The sequence below is a fragment of the Pseudomonas sp. 3A(2025) genome (assembly GCF_054589175.1).
The window spans coordinates 806825-824275 of sequence record NZ_BAAILM010000113.1 but is presented as its reverse complement, the minus strand read 5'-3'; the positions used below and the strand labels follow the sequence as shown (position 1 = coordinate 824275).

At 61.1% G+C, this 17451-nt stretch carries 18 protein-coding genes; 7 read left to right on the top strand and 11 right to left on the bottom strand.

The window, feature by feature from the left end:
* Positions 1–38: 38 nt before the first annotated feature.
* Genes ACYP2A_RS30410 through ACYP2A_RS30400 form a run of 3 tightly spaced genes read right to left on the bottom strand, consistent with a single transcriptional unit; the run spans position 39 to position 2606 of the window.
* The gene (locus ACYP2A_RS30410; protein ID WP_459749622.1) at positions 39–1088 is read right to left on the bottom strand and encodes an alkene reductase; all 1050 of its coding nucleotides are present in this window, start codon (positions 1086–1088) and stop codon (positions 39–41) included.
* 12 nt (positions 1089–1100) lie between these two features.
* Positions 1101–2267 carry an MFS transporter gene (locus tag ACYP2A_RS30405; RefSeq protein ID WP_459749621.1) on the bottom strand — a complete coding sequence of 389 codons (1167 nt, stop codon included), beginning with the start codon at positions 2265–2267 and terminating at the stop codon, positions 1101–1103.
* A gap of 24 nt (positions 2268–2291) precedes the next feature.
* Positions 2292–2606, bottom strand: a complete 315-nt coding sequence (locus ACYP2A_RS30400; protein ID WP_459749620.1) for an ArsR/SmtB family transcription factor — start codon at positions 2604–2606, stop codon at positions 2292–2294.
* A 163-nt stretch (positions 2607–2769) separates the two neighbouring features.
* On the opposite strand from ACYP2A_RS30400, the gene ACYP2A_RS30395 reads away from it, so the two are divergent.
* Positions 2770–3402 carry an acyl carrier protein phosphodiesterase gene (locus tag ACYP2A_RS30395; RefSeq protein ID WP_459749619.1) on the top strand — a complete coding sequence of 211 codons (633 nt, stop codon included), beginning with the start codon at positions 2770–2772 and terminating at the stop codon, positions 3400–3402.
* Here the strand turns inward: ACYP2A_RS30395 and ACYP2A_RS30390 are convergent.
* Positions 3327–4124 carry a 1-acyl-sn-glycerol-3-phosphate acyltransferase gene (locus ACYP2A_RS30390; protein WP_459749618.1) on the bottom strand — a complete coding sequence of 266 codons (798 nt, stop codon included), beginning with the start codon at positions 4122–4124 and terminating at the stop codon, positions 3327–3329. The genes ACYP2A_RS30395 and ACYP2A_RS30390 overlap by 76 nt on opposite strands.
* Positions 4124–4879: an L-ornithine N(alpha)-acyltransferase gene (gene olsB, locus ACYP2A_RS30385; protein ID WP_459749617.1), complete on the bottom strand. Its 756-nt coding sequence runs from the start codon at positions 4877–4879 to the stop codon at positions 4124–4126. The genes ACYP2A_RS30390 and olsB overlap by 1 nt, the downstream gene beginning before the upstream one ends.
* Before the next feature lie 199 nt (positions 4880–5078).
* Between olsB and ACYP2A_RS30380 the strand changes: the two genes are divergently transcribed.
* From ACYP2A_RS30380 to ACYP2A_RS30370, 3 genes are all read left to right on the top strand, one after another.
* Positions 5079–6176: a serine hydrolase domain-containing protein gene (locus ACYP2A_RS30380; protein ID WP_459749616.1), complete on the top strand. Its 1098-nt coding sequence runs from the start codon at positions 5079–5081 to the stop codon at positions 6174–6176.
* Complete coding sequence (locus ACYP2A_RS30375; protein WP_459749615.1) at positions 6173–6508, top strand: amidase; 336 nt, start codon at positions 6173–6175, stop codon at positions 6506–6508. The genes ACYP2A_RS30380 and ACYP2A_RS30375 overlap by 4 nt, the downstream gene beginning before the upstream one ends.
* 139 nt (positions 6509–6647) lie before the next feature.
* On the top strand, positions 6648–7805 hold the full coding sequence (locus ACYP2A_RS30370; protein WP_459749614.1) for a phospholipase D-like domain-containing protein: 1158 nt from the start codon (positions 6648–6650) through the stop codon (positions 7803–7805).
* A 353-nt stretch (positions 7806–8158) separates the two neighbouring features.
* Here the strand turns inward: ACYP2A_RS30370 and ACYP2A_RS30365 are convergent, their stop codons facing one another.
* Positions 8159–9682, bottom strand: a complete 1524-nt coding sequence (locus ACYP2A_RS30365) for a fumarate hydratase (protein ID WP_459749613.1) — start codon at positions 9680–9682, stop codon at positions 8159–8161.
* A gap of 157 nt (positions 9683–9839) precedes the next feature.
* Between ACYP2A_RS30365 and ACYP2A_RS30360 the strand changes: the two genes are divergently transcribed.
* On the top strand, positions 9840–10793 hold the full coding sequence (locus ACYP2A_RS30360) for an iron-sulfur-binding ferredoxin reductase (RefSeq protein WP_459749612.1): 954 nt from the start codon (positions 9840–9842) through the stop codon (positions 10791–10793).
* Positions 10794–10827: 34 nt separating this feature from the next.
* Here the strand turns inward: ACYP2A_RS30360 and pyk are convergent, their stop codons facing one another.
* Complete coding sequence (pyk, locus tag ACYP2A_RS30355; RefSeq protein WP_459749611.1) at positions 10828–12279, bottom strand: pyruvate kinase; 1452 nt, start codon at positions 12277–12279, stop codon at positions 10828–10830.
* A 170-nt stretch (positions 12280–12449) separates the two neighbouring features.
* On the opposite strand from pyk, the gene ACYP2A_RS30350 reads away from it, so the two are divergent.
* Complete coding sequence (locus tag ACYP2A_RS30350; protein WP_459749610.1) at positions 12450–12824, top strand: tetratricopeptide repeat protein; 375 nt, start codon at positions 12450–12452, stop codon at positions 12822–12824.
* 199 nt (positions 12825–13023) lie between these two features.
* Positions 13024–13377, top strand: a complete 354-nt coding sequence (locus ACYP2A_RS30345; RefSeq protein WP_459749609.1) for a PilZ domain-containing protein — start codon at positions 13024–13026, stop codon at positions 13375–13377.
* A 35-nt stretch (positions 13378–13412) separates the two neighbouring features.
* On the opposite strand, the gene ACYP2A_RS30340 is transcribed toward ACYP2A_RS30345, so the two are convergent.
* From ACYP2A_RS30340 to ACYP2A_RS30325, 4 genes are read right to left on the bottom strand one after another with little or no spacing between them, the layout of a single operon-like run.
* Entirely contained in the window at positions 13413–14744 is a 1332-nt protein-coding gene (locus ACYP2A_RS30340) for a DUF58 domain-containing protein (protein ID WP_459749847.1), read from the bottom strand.
* Between the two features lie 8 nt (positions 14745–14752).
* Positions 14753–15790, bottom strand: coding sequence for an AAA family ATPase (locus tag ACYP2A_RS30335; RefSeq protein WP_459749608.1), 1038 nt, complete (start codon positions 15788–15790; stop codon positions 14753–14755).
* Between the two features lie 35 nt (positions 15791–15825).
* Positions 15826–16941: a nucleotidyl transferase AbiEii/AbiGii toxin family protein gene (locus ACYP2A_RS30330; protein WP_459749607.1), complete on the bottom strand. Its 1116-nt coding sequence runs from the start codon at positions 16939–16941 to the stop codon at positions 15826–15828.
* Complete coding sequence (locus tag ACYP2A_RS30325; RefSeq protein WP_459749606.1) at positions 16910–17329, bottom strand: DUF6088 family protein; 420 nt, start codon at positions 17327–17329, stop codon at positions 16910–16912. The genes ACYP2A_RS30330 and ACYP2A_RS30325 overlap by 32 nt, the downstream gene beginning before the upstream one ends.
* Between the last annotated feature and the right edge of the window lie 122 nt (positions 17330–17451).

Sequence of the window (17451 nt, the reverse complement as noted above, 5' to 3'; positions counted from 1 at the left end):
CGGCCAAACCCTGGAAAACCAGGGTTTGGCCGCGTCGATTACAGCCGTGGGTAATCGATGTAGCCAACCGGGCTATTGCCGTAGAAGGTTTCAGGATTGGCCTGGTTCAGCGGCGCATCCTGCGCCAGACGCTCGGGCAGGTCCGGGTTGGCAATGAACGGCACACCAAACGCCACGGCGTCGGCCTTGCCGCTTTGCAGCCATTGATTGGCGCCGGCCTTGGTGAATTTCTCGTTGGCGATGTACACGCCACCAAACAGCTTTTTCAACTGCGGGCCAAGGCTGTCGGCGGCATCGCGTTCGCGGGCGCAGATAAAGGCGATGTTGCGCTTGCCCAGTTCGGTCGCCACATAGCCGAAGGTTTCGGCCAGGTTGGCATCGCCCATGTCGTGGGAGTCGGCGCGTGGCGACAGGTGTACACCCACGCGGCCAGCGCCCCAGATGTCGATGACGGCATCGGTCACTTCCAGCAACAGACGCGCACGATTTTCCAGCGAGCCGCCATACACGTCGGTGCGCAGGTTGGTGCTGCTCTGCAAGAACTGATCGAGCAGATAACCGTTTGCCGCGTGGATTTCCACGCCGTCGAAACCGGCGGCCTTGGCATTTTCAGCGGCCACCCGGTACGCATCGACAACATCCTCGATCTCGGCCAGCTCCAGCGCGCGGGGTGTCGGGTAATCGGCCTGCGGACGCACCAGGCTGACATGACCTGCAGGTTTTACCGCGCTGGGCGCCACCGGTGCCTCGCCATTCAGGTACGACGGGTGCGAGATACGTCCTACGTGCCAGAGCTGCACCACGATTCGCCCACCGGCGCCATGCACCGCCTTGGTGACATTGCTCCAGCCGCGCACCTGATCGTTGGACCAGATCCCCGGCGTGTCAGGATAACCCACGCCCATTGGCGTGATCGAAGTGGCTTCACTGATGATCAGGCCCGCCGAGGCACGCTGTACGTAGTACTCGGCCATGATGGCGTTGGGGACCCGGCCTTCGCCTGCGCGGCAGCGGGTCAGTGGTGCCATGATGATGCGGTTGGGCAGGTGCAGGTCGCCCACGGTGATCGGGTCGAAGAGTGTGGTCATGCAAAAATCCCCTCAATGAGTCACAGGAGCCAGATCGGGATTGGCGCTCTGGCGGAAGGTAATAAGGGTCACCAGCAGGGCAAGGATCGCCAGCACGGCGGCGGCCAGCGGTACACGAGTAAGCCCCAGGCCGTGGTCGATGACGCTACCGCCGACCCAGGCGCCCAGCGCATTACCGACGTTGAAAGCGCCGATGTTCAGGGTCGAGACCAGGTTGGGCGCGGCCTTGCCGAAGCCCACCACATTGATCTGCAGCGCAGGGACGGCGGCAAAGGCGGCGACGGCCCAGAGGAACAGGGTGATCTCGGCAGGGATGAGCATGGTGCTGGTCCAGCTCAGGGCGCTGGAGACCACGGCCATGCTGATGAACACGCCGATCAGGGTGGTCGACACACGCTTGTCGGCCATGCGCCCGCCCAGCACGTTACCGAGGGTCAGGCCCAGGCCGATCAGCAGCAGGGTCCAGGTCACGCCGCTGGGCGACACACCGGTCACTTCGCCCAGCAGCGGCGCCACATAGGTGAACAGCGCGAACATCGAGGCAGAAAACAATGCGGTCATGCTCAGCGATAGCCAGATACCGGCACCCTTGAGGGCAGCCAGTTCGGCGCGCATGTCGAGTTTTTCTTCATCACGCCGGGTTGGCAGAAAGCGCAGCAGCCCGATAAACGCGATGATGCCGATCACGGTCACGACCCAGAAGGTCGAGCGCCAGCCGGCCTGCTGGCCCAGGGCGGTGCCCAGTGGCACGCCGAGCACATTGGCCAGGGTCAGGCCGGTGAACATCAGTGCGACGGCCGAAGCGCGGCGATTGGCCGGGACCAGACTGGCGGCGACCACCGAGCCGATGCCGAAGAACGCACCGTGGCACAGTGCAGTGACGACCCGGGCGAACATCAACAGGTTGTAATCGGCGGCCACCGCGCACAGCAGGTTACCGACGACAAAAATACCCATCAGGCTGACCAGTGCCGCCTTGCGCGGCAAGCGCGAGGTGGCCAGCGCCATGAAGGGTGCGCCGATGGCCACCCCCAGGGCATAGCCAGTCACAAGCCAGCCGGCACCGGGAATGCTCACGCCCAGATCGGCGGCGACTTCGGGCAGCAGGCCCATGATCACAAATTCCGTAGTGCCGATAGCAAAGGCGCTCAGCGCCAGGATCAATAGAGGTAAAGGCACGGGCTTGTCCTGAATGAAAGTGGGTCAGCGCGGGGTGTCGAGTTCGTTCACCAAGGCTTTAACGAAGGCCTGCAGGGTTTCTTCATTGCGTTTGAAGAAATGCCACTGGCCGACTTTCTTGCTGGTGATTAACCCTGCGCGTTGCAAGGTGGCGAGGTGGGCGGACACCGTGGATTGCGAAAGCCCGGCACGCTGATCGATCTGGCCGGCGCACACGCCGTGTTCCAGCGAGTGTTCCTGGCCTGGAAAGCAGGTGTGCGGGTCTTTGAGCCACAGCAGAATTTCACGGCGAACCGGATGGGCGAGGGCTTTGATGATTTCGTCGAGGTCGATAGGCATGTCGTTCTCAAGGGGCTGTAGCGGTATATCGCGATAAAGCGAACCTTATATCGATATTTCGCGATATACAAATATCAAGAACGACTGAGCACTAAATAAATCGATATATCGGGTTATAACGATGTAGTGGCCGTTACCGTGGCTTGCAGCGTAGGCTTGGACCATGAACTATCTCGCACACCTTCATCTTGGCGGCCAGCGGCCTGCCCAATTGCTCGGCAGCCTGTACGGCGATTTCGTCAAAGGGCCGCTGGCAGGGCGTTTTGCGCCTGAACTGGAGGCGGCTATCCGTCTGCACCGACGCATTGACGTGTTTACCGATCAACACCCCTTGACCCGCACCGCGCTACAACGCTTTGCGCCTGAGCAGCGGCGCTATGCCGGGATCGTCCTGGATGTGTTTTTCGACCACTGCCTGGCTCGCGACTGGCAGCGTTACGCAGCTGTGCCGTTGGCAGACTTCACCGGTAAGGTCTACCGCGTGCTGGCGGCCGAGCCCGAGCTGCCAGAGCGTCTGGCGCTGATCGCGCCGCGCATGGCCGCGCAAGACTGGTTGGGTTCGTATCGGGACTATGAGGTGGTCGAGATGGCTTTGCAGGGCATCGCCCGACGCCTGACGCGCCCGGCGGGGCTGTTCGAGGCCATGCAGCAATTGCCTGACCTGTACGAGCCCTTTAGTGCCGACTTCGATGCGTTTTACCCGGTGTTGCAGGCGTTCGCTCAGGCCGCCCTGGCCGAGGACGGTGCCTCGACTGGAGCCGTTTTGACCGGCACTACGCCGAATAGCGCCTCTTGAACCGCCTGCTGAGCCTGCCAGGCCAGCGCTGCACGTTCTTGCCCTGCGCTGGCAATCGGCTTGAGCAGGTGAACACGCACCTCACCCTGTTCATGGGCAAACAACCGGCGAATATGCGACAGCAAATCGTCATCGCCAATGAATGGCGCGAGGGTGTCCGGCTGGCCATTGCGCAGGTATTGAATGGCTACCGGTTGCAGATCGACATCGGCCTCGATGGCGCTCGACAACAGGCGACCGTGGAAGGTACGCAAGCTGCGACCGTCCGTGGTCGTGCCTTCGGGGAAGATCAGCAACGGGCTGCCCTGTTGCAGATGCTGGCTCATCTGGCGTTGCACCAGACGGCTGTCACCGGCGCCGCGACGGATAAACAGGGTACCGGCCTTGAGCGCCAGCCAGCCGGCAATCGGCCAGGTGCGCACTTCGGCCTTGGACAGAAACGACAGCGGCGCCAGCCGGCCCAGCAGCGGGATATCGGTCCACGATACGTGGTTGCACACCCACAGCATCGGCTGGCGCGGCAACTCGCCAATCACGGTCACGCGAAACGGCAGGGCATTGCTCAGACGCGCCATGAACCAGCGGCTGCAGCGTTGGCGCAAGGCCATCGAACCACCCAGTTTCAGACGCTCCAGCGTTGCAACTACACTGGCCATCAGTAAGCCTGCGGCAATCACCAGCAGTACTCGGGTCACCCGCGCCAGGCTGCGCACGCGACTCATCACACGGCGGCCTTGAAGTGGCGGGCGTAACGCGGGCACAGTTCGTCGCGCTTGAGCAGGATGAACACATCGGCGACCTGAAATTCCTGGTCCCAGCACGGCTCGCCACAGACCTTGGCACCCAGGCGCATGTAGGCCTTGAGCAGCGGCGGCATTTCGCAGATCACGTTGCCGGGTACGTCGAGGCTGGGCAGCGGGGTCTTGGGTTCGGCGCGCAGGTGTTCGTTGCACAGATAGCGTTCGCGCAGGCGCTGCATGATGGCGTGGGCCTGCACGCCGCCGTCCTGCATCGGAATGCTGGCGCAGCCCATCAGGTAGCTGTAGCGGCCTTCGTTGAGCACTTCGGCCAGCTCGCTCCAGAGCACGGCAATGGTGCCGCCGTTGCGGTAGGCCGGGTCGACGCACGTGCGGCCCAGTTCCAGGATCGGGCCTTGCAGATGGCGCAGGCCGTGAAGGTTGAATTCTTCTTCGCTGTAAAAACTGCCCAGTGTATCGGCCGCTTTATGGTCAAGCAGGCGCGTGGTGGCAACCAGCCGGCCCGTGCTCAGATCGCGCACGCCGATGTGCATGCAGTGGACATCGTAGTCATCGATGTCCAGGCCCAGTTCGGCACCCTTGAGGCGCGCATTGAATTCCTGGCTGAAGACGCTGAAGCGCAGGGCCTGAGCTTCCTGGAGGGCGCGCGGTCCGGTCAGGCGTTCGGCCTGAAGACGACGTTCGGAGCGGGTATCACGAATGCGAGCGATCTGGGTCATGCGAACTCTCCGGGAGCCAGCCTGTAGGGCTGATCGACTGATGTGTCCAAGCGCTTTGCTGTAGATGCAGGCTAGGGAGGCGCCGTGTCATGCCCATGAAGCTTTGGTGATGGTTGTGTTACGAGGGGTTTCACAGGTGTTGACCATTTGTCATTTATGACTGGTAGCGTTGCCTCACCGTCTTGCCGGAAAACCTTCGATGATCCAGCGTCTGGTTCTGTTGCTACTAGTCAGCTTCTGCGCGGGTGCCAGCCAGGCCGAAAACTGGCCGCAGCCGCAATGGGCGGTTGCCCCTGTGACCGCCAGCAGCGCCGTGCAGGCGCTGGAGGCTTACGCCTTTGCACCGCGTGACGAGGCCAGCCGTGAGGGCGTACGCAGCGATGCGTTGCTGGTGGTACGCGACGGGCAAATCGTTTACGAGCGTTATGCCGGGGTGACCACGGCCGAGACGCCGCACTTGACCTGGTCGATCAGTAAAAGCGTATTGGCCACGGTGTTGGGTGTGGCCTTCGGTGAGGGACGTTTCAGGTTGCAGGACCCGGTGGCGAGCTTTTATCCGCCCTTCAAGGCGCACCCTCAGGTTACTGTCGAGGACTTGCTGCACTGGTCTTCCGGACTGGACTGGCAGGAGGGCTATGAATACGCGCCGCTCAATTCTTCGGTGGTGGCCATGCTGTACACCCGTGGCCGGCAGGACATGGCGCGCTTTACTGCCAGTCACACTAAAGCCTGGGCGCCGGGCACGGCCTGGCGCTATTCCAGCGGCGACAGCAATGTACTGGCGGCAGCTCTTGAAGGCATGGTCGGCGCGCAGGCTTATGATGGCTATCCCTGGCACGCGTTGTTCGAGCCGCTGGGCATTCGCAGCGCGGTCTGGGAGACCGATGCCAGCGGCACTTTCGTCGGCTCTTCGTACCTGTACATGAACGCCCGCGATCTTGCGCGTATCGGCCTGTTGATGCAGCGTTCCGGGCGCTGGGGAGACGCACAGTTATTACCGCAAGCCTGGATCGATTTTGTGCTTACGCCCTTTGCCGGACGCAATAGCGACGCCGGCAACGATGCCATTGGCGGTCACTGGTGGCTCAACCGCACCTCGACCGGTGCTCCGGGGCCCTGGCCGCAGGCGCCGGCCGACACCTTCGCCGCACTTGGGCATTGGGGGCAGGCGCTGTATGTCATTCCGAGCGCAAACCTGCTGATCGTGCGCTACGGTGACGACCGCGATGGTAGCTACAGCCACGACCGGTTGCTGCAACTGGCACTGGCCGCCTTCGGCACGCAGGTGCAGCCATGAACGGACGCAAAGGCTTTATTCGTCGCCACCCGCTGGTCAGTCTGTTGTTGCTGTTCATGGCGGCGCTGGTGGTGTGGCTGTGGCAGCAGCGGGTCGCCTTGCAGGCCTTCCCCGACATCATCAGCGCCTACACCGCCAAGGAATATTGCTCGTGCCGCTATGTCACGGGCAATCCGGCCGAGTATTGCCGTGGTTACGTCAAGCAATACGTGCCCGGCACCCTGAGCGACGATGAAGCCACTCGTACCGTGACCGCCAGCGGCATGGGCCGCAGCAACCGGGCCATGTGGCTGGGCGAGCGGCAGGGCTGCCGATTATTGCAGACGCCTTGACTACGGGCAGCGAACCGGGTTGATTGGCAGCGGTCTGACAGCCACAGGTTGTCCCATCATGCCCCGGAGTCTGCATGTTCAATTTCATTCGTCAGTTGCACGCCGATCACGCTGTATCGATCGTTGCGGCGTACTGAATATGGCCGGGGCGATTTTTCCGTGGCGTAACGGCAACCGCTTTGAACTGTTGATCGACGGCCCGAGCTTTTTCCCGCGCATGCTGGCCGCCATCGACAAGGCTGAACAGCAGGTCGATCTGGAACTGTATCTGGTCGAGGCTGGCCATTGTGCAGAGGCGGTGGTCAAGGCGCTGGTCGAGGCCGCGCAGCGCAAGGTGATCGTGCGTTGCCTGTTCGATGGCTATGGCGCTCAGGCATTCGATTCGCGCCTGCGTCAGCGGCTGGTCGATGCCGGGGTGATTCTGCGTTTTTATAACCCGATCGGCTTGCGTCGCGGCTTTCGCAACCTGTACCGCGATCACCGCAAACTGTTGCTGGTCGACAAGCGCCTGGCGGTGGTCGGCGGCACCGGGGTGACCGATGAATTCTGGGAGCCTGACAAGCCGGTCAGCCAGTGGCATGAAGTGATGGTCGAAATCACCGGCGACATGGTGGTCGACTGGCAGGCACTGTTCGACCGGCAGTTTCATGCCAATGAAAAGCCCACGGCCTGGCGACCGGCGGAAAATTTCGGCCTGACCCACCTGCCTAAAGTACCGGTCTCCGGTCAGGGGCTGGGGCGCGTGGCCTATGCCGACTCGCGCCAGCACCGCGACATCCTGCAATCGCTGGTGCGCGCCTTGAACAGCGGCCAGCGGCGCATCTGGCTGGCAACGCCGTACTTTTTACCTACCTGGCGAGTGCGTCGTTCATTGCGCAAGGCGGCCTTGCGTGGTGTGGATGTGCGCCTGTTGCTCACCGGGCCGCGCACCGATCATCCGTCGGTGCGTTATGCCGGGCATCGCTATTACCCGCGCCTGCTGCGCGCCGGCGTCAAGATTTTCGAGTACCAGCCGTGTTTCTTGCACCTGAAAATGGTGCTGATCGACGACTGGACCAGCATCGGCTCGTGCAACTTCGATCACTGGAACCTGCGCTTTAATCTGGAGGCCAATCTGGAGGCGATCGATCCCGCACTGACGGCCCAGGTGGTCGCCAGCTTCGACACTGACTTTGCCCGCAGCAAGGCGATCACCCTGGCCGACTGGAAGGCCCGCCCGCTGTGGCGCCGGATCAAGCAACGGATATGGGGATGGCTGGACCGGCTGGTGGTCAATCTGCTGGATCGGCGCGGCTGACGCCGATTGCTGAAATGGTGTGGCCTTCTCCCTCTCGGCATTGCCGATGGCCAACCGTTCACCGATCAATACAGGCCCGATACAACGACCTGATCGTTCACGGTGGCAACACCACCAGTGTTGCCAGCACTATCCTGTTACCCGGTCACGCCCGACATCCTGACGGGCCTGGCCCCAAGGGAGAAGGACTTGTCGTCCCTGACATTTTCTACGACTACGGGGCCAGTGTGCGAGTCGGCAGGGCAGGCGTCTACTGACAGTTATGACAGTTCCGGCCCAATGGTCGTCATGGCTGGCGGCTACAAAAAAGCCCGGCCATTGCGGGCCGGGCTTTGTCTGACGAGGCTAAGCGCTTACTGCACTTCTACCGCCAGGCTGTCGCTGATTTTCTTCTGCCAGATCGCAGGACCGGTGATGTGGACCGACTCACCTTTGCTGTCCACCGCGACGGTGACCGGCATGTCCTTGACCTCGAACTCGTAGATCGCTTCCATGCCCAGTTCGGCGAAGGCCACGACTTTCGATTTGCGAATCGCCTGAGCCACCAGGTAGGCGGCGCCGCCGACGGCCATCAGGTACACGGCCTTGTAGTCCTTGATCGCGTCGATGGCGGTCGGGCCGCGCTCGGACTTGCCGATCATGCCCAGCAGGCCGGTCTGATCGAGGATCTGCCGGGTGAACTTGTCCATCCGCGTCGCGGTAGTCGGGCCAGCCGGGCCAACCACTTCTTCGCGCACCGGATCGACCGGGCCGACGTAGTAGATGAAGCGACCCTTGAGGTCCACCGGCAAGGTTTCGCCCTTGTTGAGCATTTCGACCATGCGCTTGTGCGCCGCGTCGCGGCCGGTGAGCATCTTGCCGTTGAGCAGGACGGTTTCGCCCGGCTTCCAGCTTTGCACTTCTTCAGGCGTCAGGGTGTCGAGGTTGACGCGGCGGGCCGACGGACCGGCTTCCCAGACGATTTCCGGGTAGGCGTCCAGCGACGGCGCTTCAAGCTCGGCAGGGCCGGAACCGTCGAGCACGAAGTGGGCGTGACGGGTGGCGGCGCAGTTGGGGATCATGCACACCGGCAGGGACGCGGCGTGGGTCGGGTAATCCATGATCTTGACGTCGAGCACGGTGGTCAGACCGCCCAGACCCTGAGCACCGATGCCCAACTGGTTGACTTTGTCGAACAGCTCCAGGCGGATCTCTTCGATGCGGTTCTGCGGACCACGGGCCTTGAGCTCGTGAATGTCGATGGACTCCATCAACACTTCCTTGGCCATGACCGCTGCCTTCTCGGCGGTGCCGCCGATACCGATGCCCAGCATGCCAGGCGGGCACCAGCCAGCGCCCATGGTCGGTACGGTTTTCAGGACCCAGTCGACGATCGAGTCGGACGGGTTGAGCATCGCCATCTTCGACTTGTTTTCCGAGCCGCCGCCTTTGGCTGCGACGTCCACTTCGACGGTGTTACCCGGCACGATGGAGTAGTGGATGACGGCCGGGGTGTTGTCCTTGGTGTTCTTGCGGGCACCGGCCGGGTCGGCCAGGATCGAGGCGCGCAGGACGTTTTCCGGCAGGTTGTAGGCGCGGCGCACGCCTTCGTTGATCATGTCGTCCAGGCTCAGGGTCGCGCCATCCCAGCGCACGTCCATACCGACGCGCACGAAGACGGTAACGATGCCGGTGTCCTGGCAGATCGGCCGGTGGCCGGTGGCGCACATGCGCGAGTTGATCAGGATCTGGGCGATGGAATCACGTGCGGCAGGTGATTCTTCACGCAGATAGGCTTCGTGCATCGCCTGGATGAAATCCACGGGATGGTAGTAGGAAATGAATTGCAGGGCGTCGGCAACGCTCTGAATCAGGTCGTCTTGCTTGATCACGGTCATGCGGCGCGCTCCTCTATCTGGACGGGAACATTGATTACGCTATCGGTACACACAGGCTAGCCGTAGCGGGCGCAAAAAGGCGCGGCAGTATAACCTGCCCGGAAGGCCTGACTGTACAATCGCGGTTATTTTCTACAGGCGGCCCAGGAAGTTAACCATGCCCCAGTTGCGAATCGGTGCAAGGCAGTGGCCCGTAGAGGTTGCCAGTAATCTTCTCGATGCCTTGCATGCCGCCGGTATCGCTATTCCCTACAGTTGCCGTGCCGGCAGCTGCCATGCGTGTCTGGTGCGTTGCATCAAGGGTGAGCCGCAAGACCTGTTGCCCGAGGCGCTGGCGGCCGACAAGCGCCGCGAGGGCTGGCGCCTGGCGTGCCAGTGCCGGGTCGTCGACGACCTGACCGTGGAAGTCTTCGACCCGCTTGAAGATGGCTTGCCGGCCCAGGTACACAGCTGCGACTGGCTCAGCCCTGACGTGTTGCGCTTGCGCCTTGTGCCACAACGACCGCTGCGTTACCGCGCCGGTCAGCATCAGGTGCTGTGGATCGCCCGTGACATTGCCCGGCCATACTCGCTGGCCAGCCTGCCGGGTGAAGATCCCTGGCTTGAATTTCATCTCGATTGCCGCCAGCGGGGCGCGTTCTGCGATGCCGCCCGCCAGTTGAGCCCCGGCGACAGCCTGCGCCTGGGCGAGCTGAGCGGCGGCGCCTTGCACTACGATGCCGACTGGCAGGACCGGCCCTTGCTGTTGCTGGCGGCCGGTACCGGGCTGGGACCGCTATGGGGCGTATTGCGCGAAGCCTTGCGCCAAGGGCATCAAGGCACGATTCGCCTGCTGCATCTGGCGCACGACCGTACCGGGCATTATCTGGCCGAGGACTTGCAGCGCCTGGTGCAGGAATATCCACAGGTGCAGGTTCGGCTGATCACTGCTGATGAGTTGAATCCTGCACTGGATGAATTGCGCCTGCTGTCGCGCAAGGCCATGGCGCTGGCCTGTGGCAGTCCGGGCAGTGTCGAGGTCTTTGCCAAACGCCTGTATCTGTCCGGCTTGCCACGTAACCAGTTGCTCGCGGATGTGTTCGTGGGCAAACAAAAAAGCCCCGGCGCGTGAGCGTCCGGGGCTTTTGGGTGTTGCGTGTGTCGTCTTAAACCAGCGGGTCGCCGACGTGCAGGATCTTCATGCCGTTGGTGCCACCGATGGTGTGGTAGCTGTCGCCCTTGGTCAGGATGACCCAGTCGCCTTGCTCGACCAGTCCGCGCTTGAGCAGTTCGTCCACGGCAGACTGGCTGACCTGGCCCGGTGGCAGCGCCGCCGGATCGAACGGCACGGTGTAGACGCCACGGAACATGGCGGCACGGGCCTGGGTGCCACGGTGCGGAGAGAAGGCATAGATCGGCACCGAAGAACGAATGCGCGACATGATCAACGGGGTGTAGCCACTTTCGGTCAGGGCGATGATCGCCTTTACGCCGGGGAAGTGGTTGGCGGTGTACATGGCCGCCAGCGCAATGCTTTCGTCGCAACGGGTGAAGTTTTCACCGATACGATGTTTCGAGCTCTTGCCCGTCGGGTGACGTTCGGCACCCAGGCAGATGCGCGCCATGGCCTGCACGGCTTCGACCGGGTAGGAGCCGGCGGCGCTTTCGGCCGAGAGCATCACCGCGTCGGTGTAGTCGAGCACGGCATTGGCCACGTCGGACACTTCGGCGCGGGTCGGCATGGGGCTGGTGATCATCGACTCCATCATTTGCGTGGCGACGATCACTGCCTTGTTGTGGGTGCGCGCGTGAGCAATGATTTTCTTCTGCACGCCGACCAGTTCGGCATCGCCGATTTCGACGCCAAGGTCACCACGAGCGACCATGACCGCATCGCTGGCGCGGATCAGGGCATCGAGCACTTCATCGTTGGCGACGGCTTCGGCGCGTTCGATCTTGGCCACCAGCCAGGCGGTACCGCCCGACTCGTCGCGCAACTGGCGAGCGTATTCCATGTCGGCCGCATCGCGCGGGAAGGAGACGGCCAGGTAGTCCAGGTCCATCTCGGCAGCCAGCTTGATGTCGCGCTTGTCTTTCTCGGTCAGCGCCGGTGCAGTAAGGCCGCCACCGCGACGGTTGATACCCTTGTGGTCAGACAGCGGGCCGCCGACCACGACGGTGCAGTGCAACGCATCGGCGGTCTGGGTATCGACCTCCATGACCACACGGCCATCGTCGAGCAGCAACACATCGCCTACGCCGCAATCCTTGACCAGATCGGGATAGTCGATGCCCACGATTTCCTGATTGCCATCGGTCAGCGGATGAGCGGTGGAGAAAGTGAACTTGTCACCGACCTTGAGCTCGATACGCTTGTTGGTAAATTTGGCAATACGGATTTTTGGCCCTTGCAGGTCGCCCAGCAGGGCAACGAAGCGGCCGTGTTTAGCGGCAATCTCGCGGATCAGCACGGCGCGAGCCTTGTGCTCGTCCGGGGTGCCGTGGGAGAAGTTGAGGCGGGCAACATCAAGACCCGACAGGATCAGTTGCTCGATGACTTCCGGTGAGTTACTGGCAGGGCCCAGTGTGGCGACGATTTTGGTGCGGCGAACGGTCATGCACAAACTCCTAGATTGAAGCGCAGCGAAAGGCTACTCCTGTCTGGACCTGTAGTCATTGTTCCTTTGCACTACCTGTCACCGATTAGACAGGGCAATCGTCTGACGGTTGGCGCTGAAGAATTCTTCATTGCGGCCGATAGGTGGCTCAGAACAGGAGATTTTGACCCATGCGTATCGTGATGCTTGTCGTATTGCTGGCCGCTGCCAGTGGTTGCACCCGTTGGGCAATGAATTCCAATCTCGACGACGCCTATGGCGCCTACGAGCGTGGCGATTGCGACAGTGTCATGCTGCTGCTGTCGCGGGTCGACCGGCAAAGCCGCTCGCGGCGCTATATACAGCCTGAGGTGTCGATGCTGCGTGGCCAGTGCCTGGAAAGACAGCACCTGTATGTCGATGCAGCACAGACCTATCAATTCATCATTAATCAGTTTCCGGGCCATGAATATGCGTACCGCGCCCGCGCCCGACTTGATACGCTGGCGCAACTGGGTCACTACCCGCCACGTGAGCCCGCCACGACGTACCCTGCTTCACGTTAGTTACACCCGATTGGATGATTGGTACTGTTATCGGGTGGATCTTCGCAAATAGTGCGCTAGTCTGAGTGTTAACGGAATGAAAGGGCTGAAAAGCTCTGTATCCAGGGATTTTCGTGCAGCGGGCAGGTACACGTTTGCAGTGCTTCCACGGACGTTGGCGTGACGACCTCCCGTAGTCATTGAAGGGGCTGCCAGGCTTATGGAAAGAAGAATAGAACGACACCAGTTGCAGTATTACCTCCAGGTCTTCAATCGGTACACCGACCGGCCCATGGGATGCCTGGGCAATGTGTCCGAAGACGGACTGATGCTGATCAGCGATCTGCCCATGCTGGTTGGCGGGCGTTTCGACCTGCGCCTGAAAGTGCCTTATGGCAATGACGGATTTCGCGCTATAGATGTCAGCGCAACGTGTCAGTGGTGCCACGAGGACGAAACACCAGGCTGTTATGATTCCGGTTTTCATGTGCAGGAAGCACCGTCCGAATACCTTGATCTGATGCTCAGCCTGCAACATTACTTCAGTTTTTATCCCCTCGAAGCTTCGGCTTGATACGAGCGGGTGAGTCGAATACCGGGCCGGCCCTTTTATAAGGTGCCGGCTTTCTTCCAGCTTAAATAACGGCTTATCAGTTGTGCCCCCAGTTCGTCCGGGCGTGCATCGATAACCGCGATCCCAAGCGCTGCCAGGCGTTCATGCAGGCTGTTGCGATCCTTGCAAAACTCAATCGCACCACAATAATCCAGCGCCTGATCATGGCGTTCTACCGGTGTCTGGCGCAGACGGTCCAGCACGCCTTCACGCAGGCTGGCGACCAGCACCCGATGCCACTGACCGAGCTGGCGGACGGCGCTCAATAATTGCTCATCGTCTTCATCACGCAGGTTGGTGACCAGCACCACCAGCGCGCGACGTTTCTGTCTGGCCATCAAGTGCTGCACGGCTGCGCTGTAGTCGGCCGGTTTTTGCGTGCTGTGCAGGTCGAACACCGTGTTGAGCAGCCGATTCAGTTGCCGGCTGCCCTTGTCCGCTGGCAAATAGCGGTTCTGCTCGCTGGCAAAGGTCGACAGCCCCACGGCGTCGCCCTGACGCAAGGCGATATGGCTGAGCAACAGGCAGGCATTGAGAGCGTGGTCGAAATGCGCCAGTTCATCGTCCTGGCTGCGCATGTGCCGGCCACAATCGAGCAAAAACACGATCTGCTGGTCACGTTCGTCCTGGTATTCCCGGGCAATCGGGGTGCGATGCCGAGCGGTGGCTTTCCAGTCGATCTGACGCAGACTGTCGCCCTCGCGAAATTCGCGCAACTGATGAAACTCCAGGCCCGGCCCGCGCCGCTGGCGCTGACGTACGCCGATGCGGCTCAGCCAGTTGTCGACCCCCTGCAGTTGCCCGTCGTGCAAGCGGGCAAAGTCCGGGTAAACGCATACCGTGTCGCGCAATGCCAGATAACGCCTGGTTTCCCAGAGACGCAAAGGGCTGCACAGAACCACTTCACAACGCTCCAATACCATGCGCCCACGTTGCAAGGCACGTAGGCGATAGCTCAGTCGGGCCTGGCTGGCGGCGGGCAAGGTCAGGCTTTGCGGCAGATGTTCGAAGGCCAGTTCCTCGGGCGGATGGTCGAACACCCGTAAACGCAGCGGTTGTGGCGTGTCATGTTCAAGACTCAGGTGCACCTCGCTCCAGCGGCCTAGCGCCATACTGGCGGGCAGATCTCGTTGCAGGCGCGGCGAAGGCAGGTGTATGACCCGGAGGGCATCGACCAGACTCAGCCCGAACAGGGCCAGCAAAGCGCTCCAGAACAACGTGACAGCCTGCGCCGGGACCTCAACGGCCAACGCATCGAGAATGCCCAATAACAACGCAAAGGCCGCCAGCAAGGCGGTCCAGCCCAGCAGTGCTGTTGAAGGGCGCAAGCGCTGTTTCACAGGCGCGGCGCCGGAACCTGATCGAACATTTGCCTGAGCACCTGATCCACGGACAAGCCTTCGATGTCCAGCTCCGGCGTCAGGCGCACTCGATGGCGCAGGACTGCCAGCGCACAGTGGCGAATGTCGTCGGGGGTGACGAATTCACCGCCGCGCAACAACGCCCGCGCCCGTGCGCCACGTACCAGCGCAATCGAAGCGCGCGGGCCAGCGCCCAGGGTCAGCCCGGGCCAGGTGCGGGTCGCACGGGCCAGGCGCACGGCGTATTCCAGAACCTGTTCGTCAACCGGCAGCTCACTGGCGATGCGTTGCAGTGCCTGAACCTCACGCGGCTGCATGACCACCCGCAACGGCTGCACATCGAGCATGTCGGTGCGGGTCGAGCGGGTGACCTGGCGGACCATGAGCAATTCTTCATGGGCCGCCGGGTAATCCATGTGCAGCTTGAGCATGAAGCGATCCAGCTCGGCCTCCGGCAGCGGATAAGTGCCTTCCTGCTCGATCGGGTTTTGCGTGGCCAGCACCATGAACGGCTGAGCTATGGGCAACGTCCGGCCTTCGAGCGTGACCTGGCGCTCCTGCATGGCTTCAAGCAACGCAGCCTGAGTCTTGGCCGGTGCACGGTTGATCTCGTCGGCCAGCAACAGATGGGTGAACAACGGGCCCTTGCGCAACCTGAACTGTTCCGTCTGCTGATCGTAAACCGCATGCCCGGTGACATCGCTGGGCATCAGGTCAGGGGTGAACTGAATGCGCGCAAACTCACCGCCAAAACAGCGCGCCAGCGCACGGACCAGCAAGGTCTTGCCCAGCCCCGGCACGCCTTCGATCAATACATGGCCGGCGCCGATCAGCGCAGTCAGCACATCGTCGATGACCGCTGTCTGGCCAATCACGGCCTTTTGCAGTTCCTGGCGCAAGGCCTGAGCCAACTGGCTGGCACGCTGGCGCTGGCGGGACTGATTGTTGCCGGCGGCCTCATCGATGAGGGCGGGGGCTTCGCCAGGGAGCAGCGGGTCGTTGTACTCGTTCATTATTTTCGCAGCCCTGCTCACTGTTAAATGGTTGTTTAATCCGGGTCAGAGGGCATGCTTTCAGCTGCCAGTAATACTGCTCTGCGGATCTGGTCATCATGTTCAGGTGTGTAATTCAATAGCTGCTCTGCGACAGCAGCGAAAGAGGCATAACAGCTTTTAAAATCTGGTTTTTCCGCGCTGTACAGCAGCGGCTTCAGGCGCTGTTCAAAGTTTGCTTTCAGCCCTTCGTGGGTCGCGGCAGAGACCAGAGTTTGGCGAAGCACCGTGTATGGAGCCTGGTCAAATTCCGGATGCTGTCCCTTGAATTCCTCCCTGTCCTTGTGCACCAGCGCGGCGAAAATCTGGCAGGCGTGCTCCATGGCATCAGGCTGGCTCTGTGCGATACGCCAGACATCGTAGATGTGGCGAACCAAAGCGGTATCAAATTCTCCGCGTTGATGCCCATCCCAGTTCCAGGCACAGCGCCTCAGCAGTGAGAGAACCTTTTCAGCCAGCGTCTCTGCCACCGTGATACACGTCATGGAAAAGCGGCAGGGTTGATGGCGAGGGACAAACTGGTCAAGCATATATCCCATTGCGCGCTTTTCACCTGGCAACAATGGCGGACGGTGAATCAGCTCAAGCTTGAGCTGGGGCCGAAGCATGCCGGACACGTCCTGAAAATGTGCGACGTACGAAACCATCAGGCAGTAATAGCGTCGGCTGTCTCGCAAGACCGGATTTTCTTTGTCGTCATGAACTACGTACTCAAAGCCCATTTCTGTCAGGCAGCGCTCCACTTCGTGGTGCAAATCCTTTAAGCGCCCTCGATTGCCTTTTTGCAAAACGTAACCTTCTGGCACTTCCTCCACTATGACCTTGATGTCAATGTCTTCGGACATCCGCTCAATAAGGCCATGCGCTTTCGAAAGGCAGGTGCCGCCAGCAAAAATCAGTCGTGTGGCTACATTGACCGACGCTGGTATGAGATCGCCTTTGCGGCGATCCTTTTGCTGTGCAGTGTGGGTGACCTGAATGTTGGCCAAAATGCGCAATGCATCGGTGATGTGCTGGTCTTTCTCGACGACGACCGCAGGTAGATTTCCCAGGAACCCTGCTGTTGCGGCATCTTCGATGTCAACCCTCAGATCGTCTGGAATTTTTTTCATAAGTTAAAGTGCTATCACCTACAGTCACTTTCCGTGAAATACGTCGCCGCCCGGTATTGACAGTGGTTCCCATGGGGATCTGGGTCGACCTGCCGCTGTTGTATTCCGACACGAGCGAACTCGGCTCCACGGAAATCTTGAGCTTGCGAAAAAGCTCCGCTGCAATCATTTCCAGCGTTCCCGCTGGTGTTGGCTTGCCGGTGAACTTGTTGATGCGAGTCTTGGCGAATGCTCCCTTGCTCACGCGAATAAGCATTCCTTCTTCCACAAAGCGAGCCAGCACGCGTCCGACCTGGGAGTCACTGCCCATTTTGGTAAAGTCCGAGCGTAAGATAATCACGCCTGTGCGCTGCTTGATTGAGCGGCTCATGCGATCTTCAAGTTTCATACCTTATCCTCCGGCACAAAGCTATATTGCATGAGGTGACTTTAGGCGCGAATTGTCTTTTTTTCCAGTGTTTATAAGGGTTTTACGATACAGAAACTGCGCATTCATGCGCGAGTTTTTCA

Bases quoted from the DNA above. Each gene is read 5' to 3' on its own strand.
- ACYP2A_RS30410 (WP_459749622.1), bottom strand. From the start codon at position 1,088: ATGACCACACTCTTCGACCCGATCACCGTGGGCGACCTGCACCTGCCC.
- ACYP2A_RS30400 (WP_459749620.1), bottom strand. From the start codon at position 2,606: ATGCCTATCGACCTCGACGAAATCATCAAAGCCCTCGCCCATCCGGTT.
- ACYP2A_RS30395 (WP_459749619.1), top strand. From the start codon at position 2,770: ATGAACTATCTCGCACACCTTCATCTTGGCGGCCAGCGGCCTGCCCAA.
- ACYP2A_RS30390 (WP_459749618.1), bottom strand. From the start codon at position 4,124: ATGAGTCGCGTGCGCAGCCTGGCGCGGGTGACCCGAGTACTGCTGGTG.
- olsB (WP_459749617.1), bottom strand. From the start codon at position 4,879: ATGACCCAGATCGCTCGCATTCGTGATACCCGCTCCGAACGTCGTCTT.
- ACYP2A_RS30380 (WP_459749616.1), top strand. From the start codon at position 5,079: ATGATCCAGCGTCTGGTTCTGTTGCTACTAGTCAGCTTCTGCGCGGGT.
- ACYP2A_RS30375 (WP_459749615.1), top strand. From the start codon at position 6,173: ATGAACGGACGCAAAGGCTTTATTCGTCGCCACCCGCTGGTCAGTCTG.
- ACYP2A_RS30370 (WP_459749614.1), top strand. From the start codon at position 6,648: ATGGCCGGGGCGATTTTTCCGTGGCGTAACGGCAACCGCTTTGAACTG.
- ACYP2A_RS30365 (WP_459749613.1), bottom strand. From the start codon at position 9,682: ATGACCGTGATCAAGCAAGACGACCTGATTCAGAGCGTTGCCGACGCC.
- ACYP2A_RS30360 (WP_459749612.1), top strand. From the start codon at position 9,840: ATGCCCCAGTTGCGAATCGGTGCAAGGCAGTGGCCCGTAGAGGTTGCC.
- pyk (WP_459749611.1), bottom strand. From the start codon at position 12,279: ATGACCGTTCGCCGCACCAAAATCGTCGCCACACTGGGCCCTGCCAGT.
- ACYP2A_RS30350 (WP_459749610.1), top strand. From the start codon at position 12,450: ATGCGTATCGTGATGCTTGTCGTATTGCTGGCCGCTGCCAGTGGTTGC.
- ACYP2A_RS30345 (WP_459749609.1), top strand. From the start codon at position 13,024: ATGGAAAGAAGAATAGAACGACACCAGTTGCAGTATTACCTCCAGGTC.
- ACYP2A_RS30335 (WP_459749608.1), bottom strand. From the start codon at position 15,790: ATGAACGAGTACAACGACCCGCTGCTCCCTGGCGAAGCCCCCGCCCTC.
- ACYP2A_RS30330 (WP_459749607.1), bottom strand. From the start codon at position 16,941: ATGAAAAAAATTCCAGACGATCTGAGGGTTGACATCGAAGATGCCGCA.
- ACYP2A_RS30325 (WP_459749606.1), bottom strand. From the start codon at position 17,329: ATGAAACTTGAAGATCGCATGAGCCGCTCAATCAAGCAGCGCACAGGC.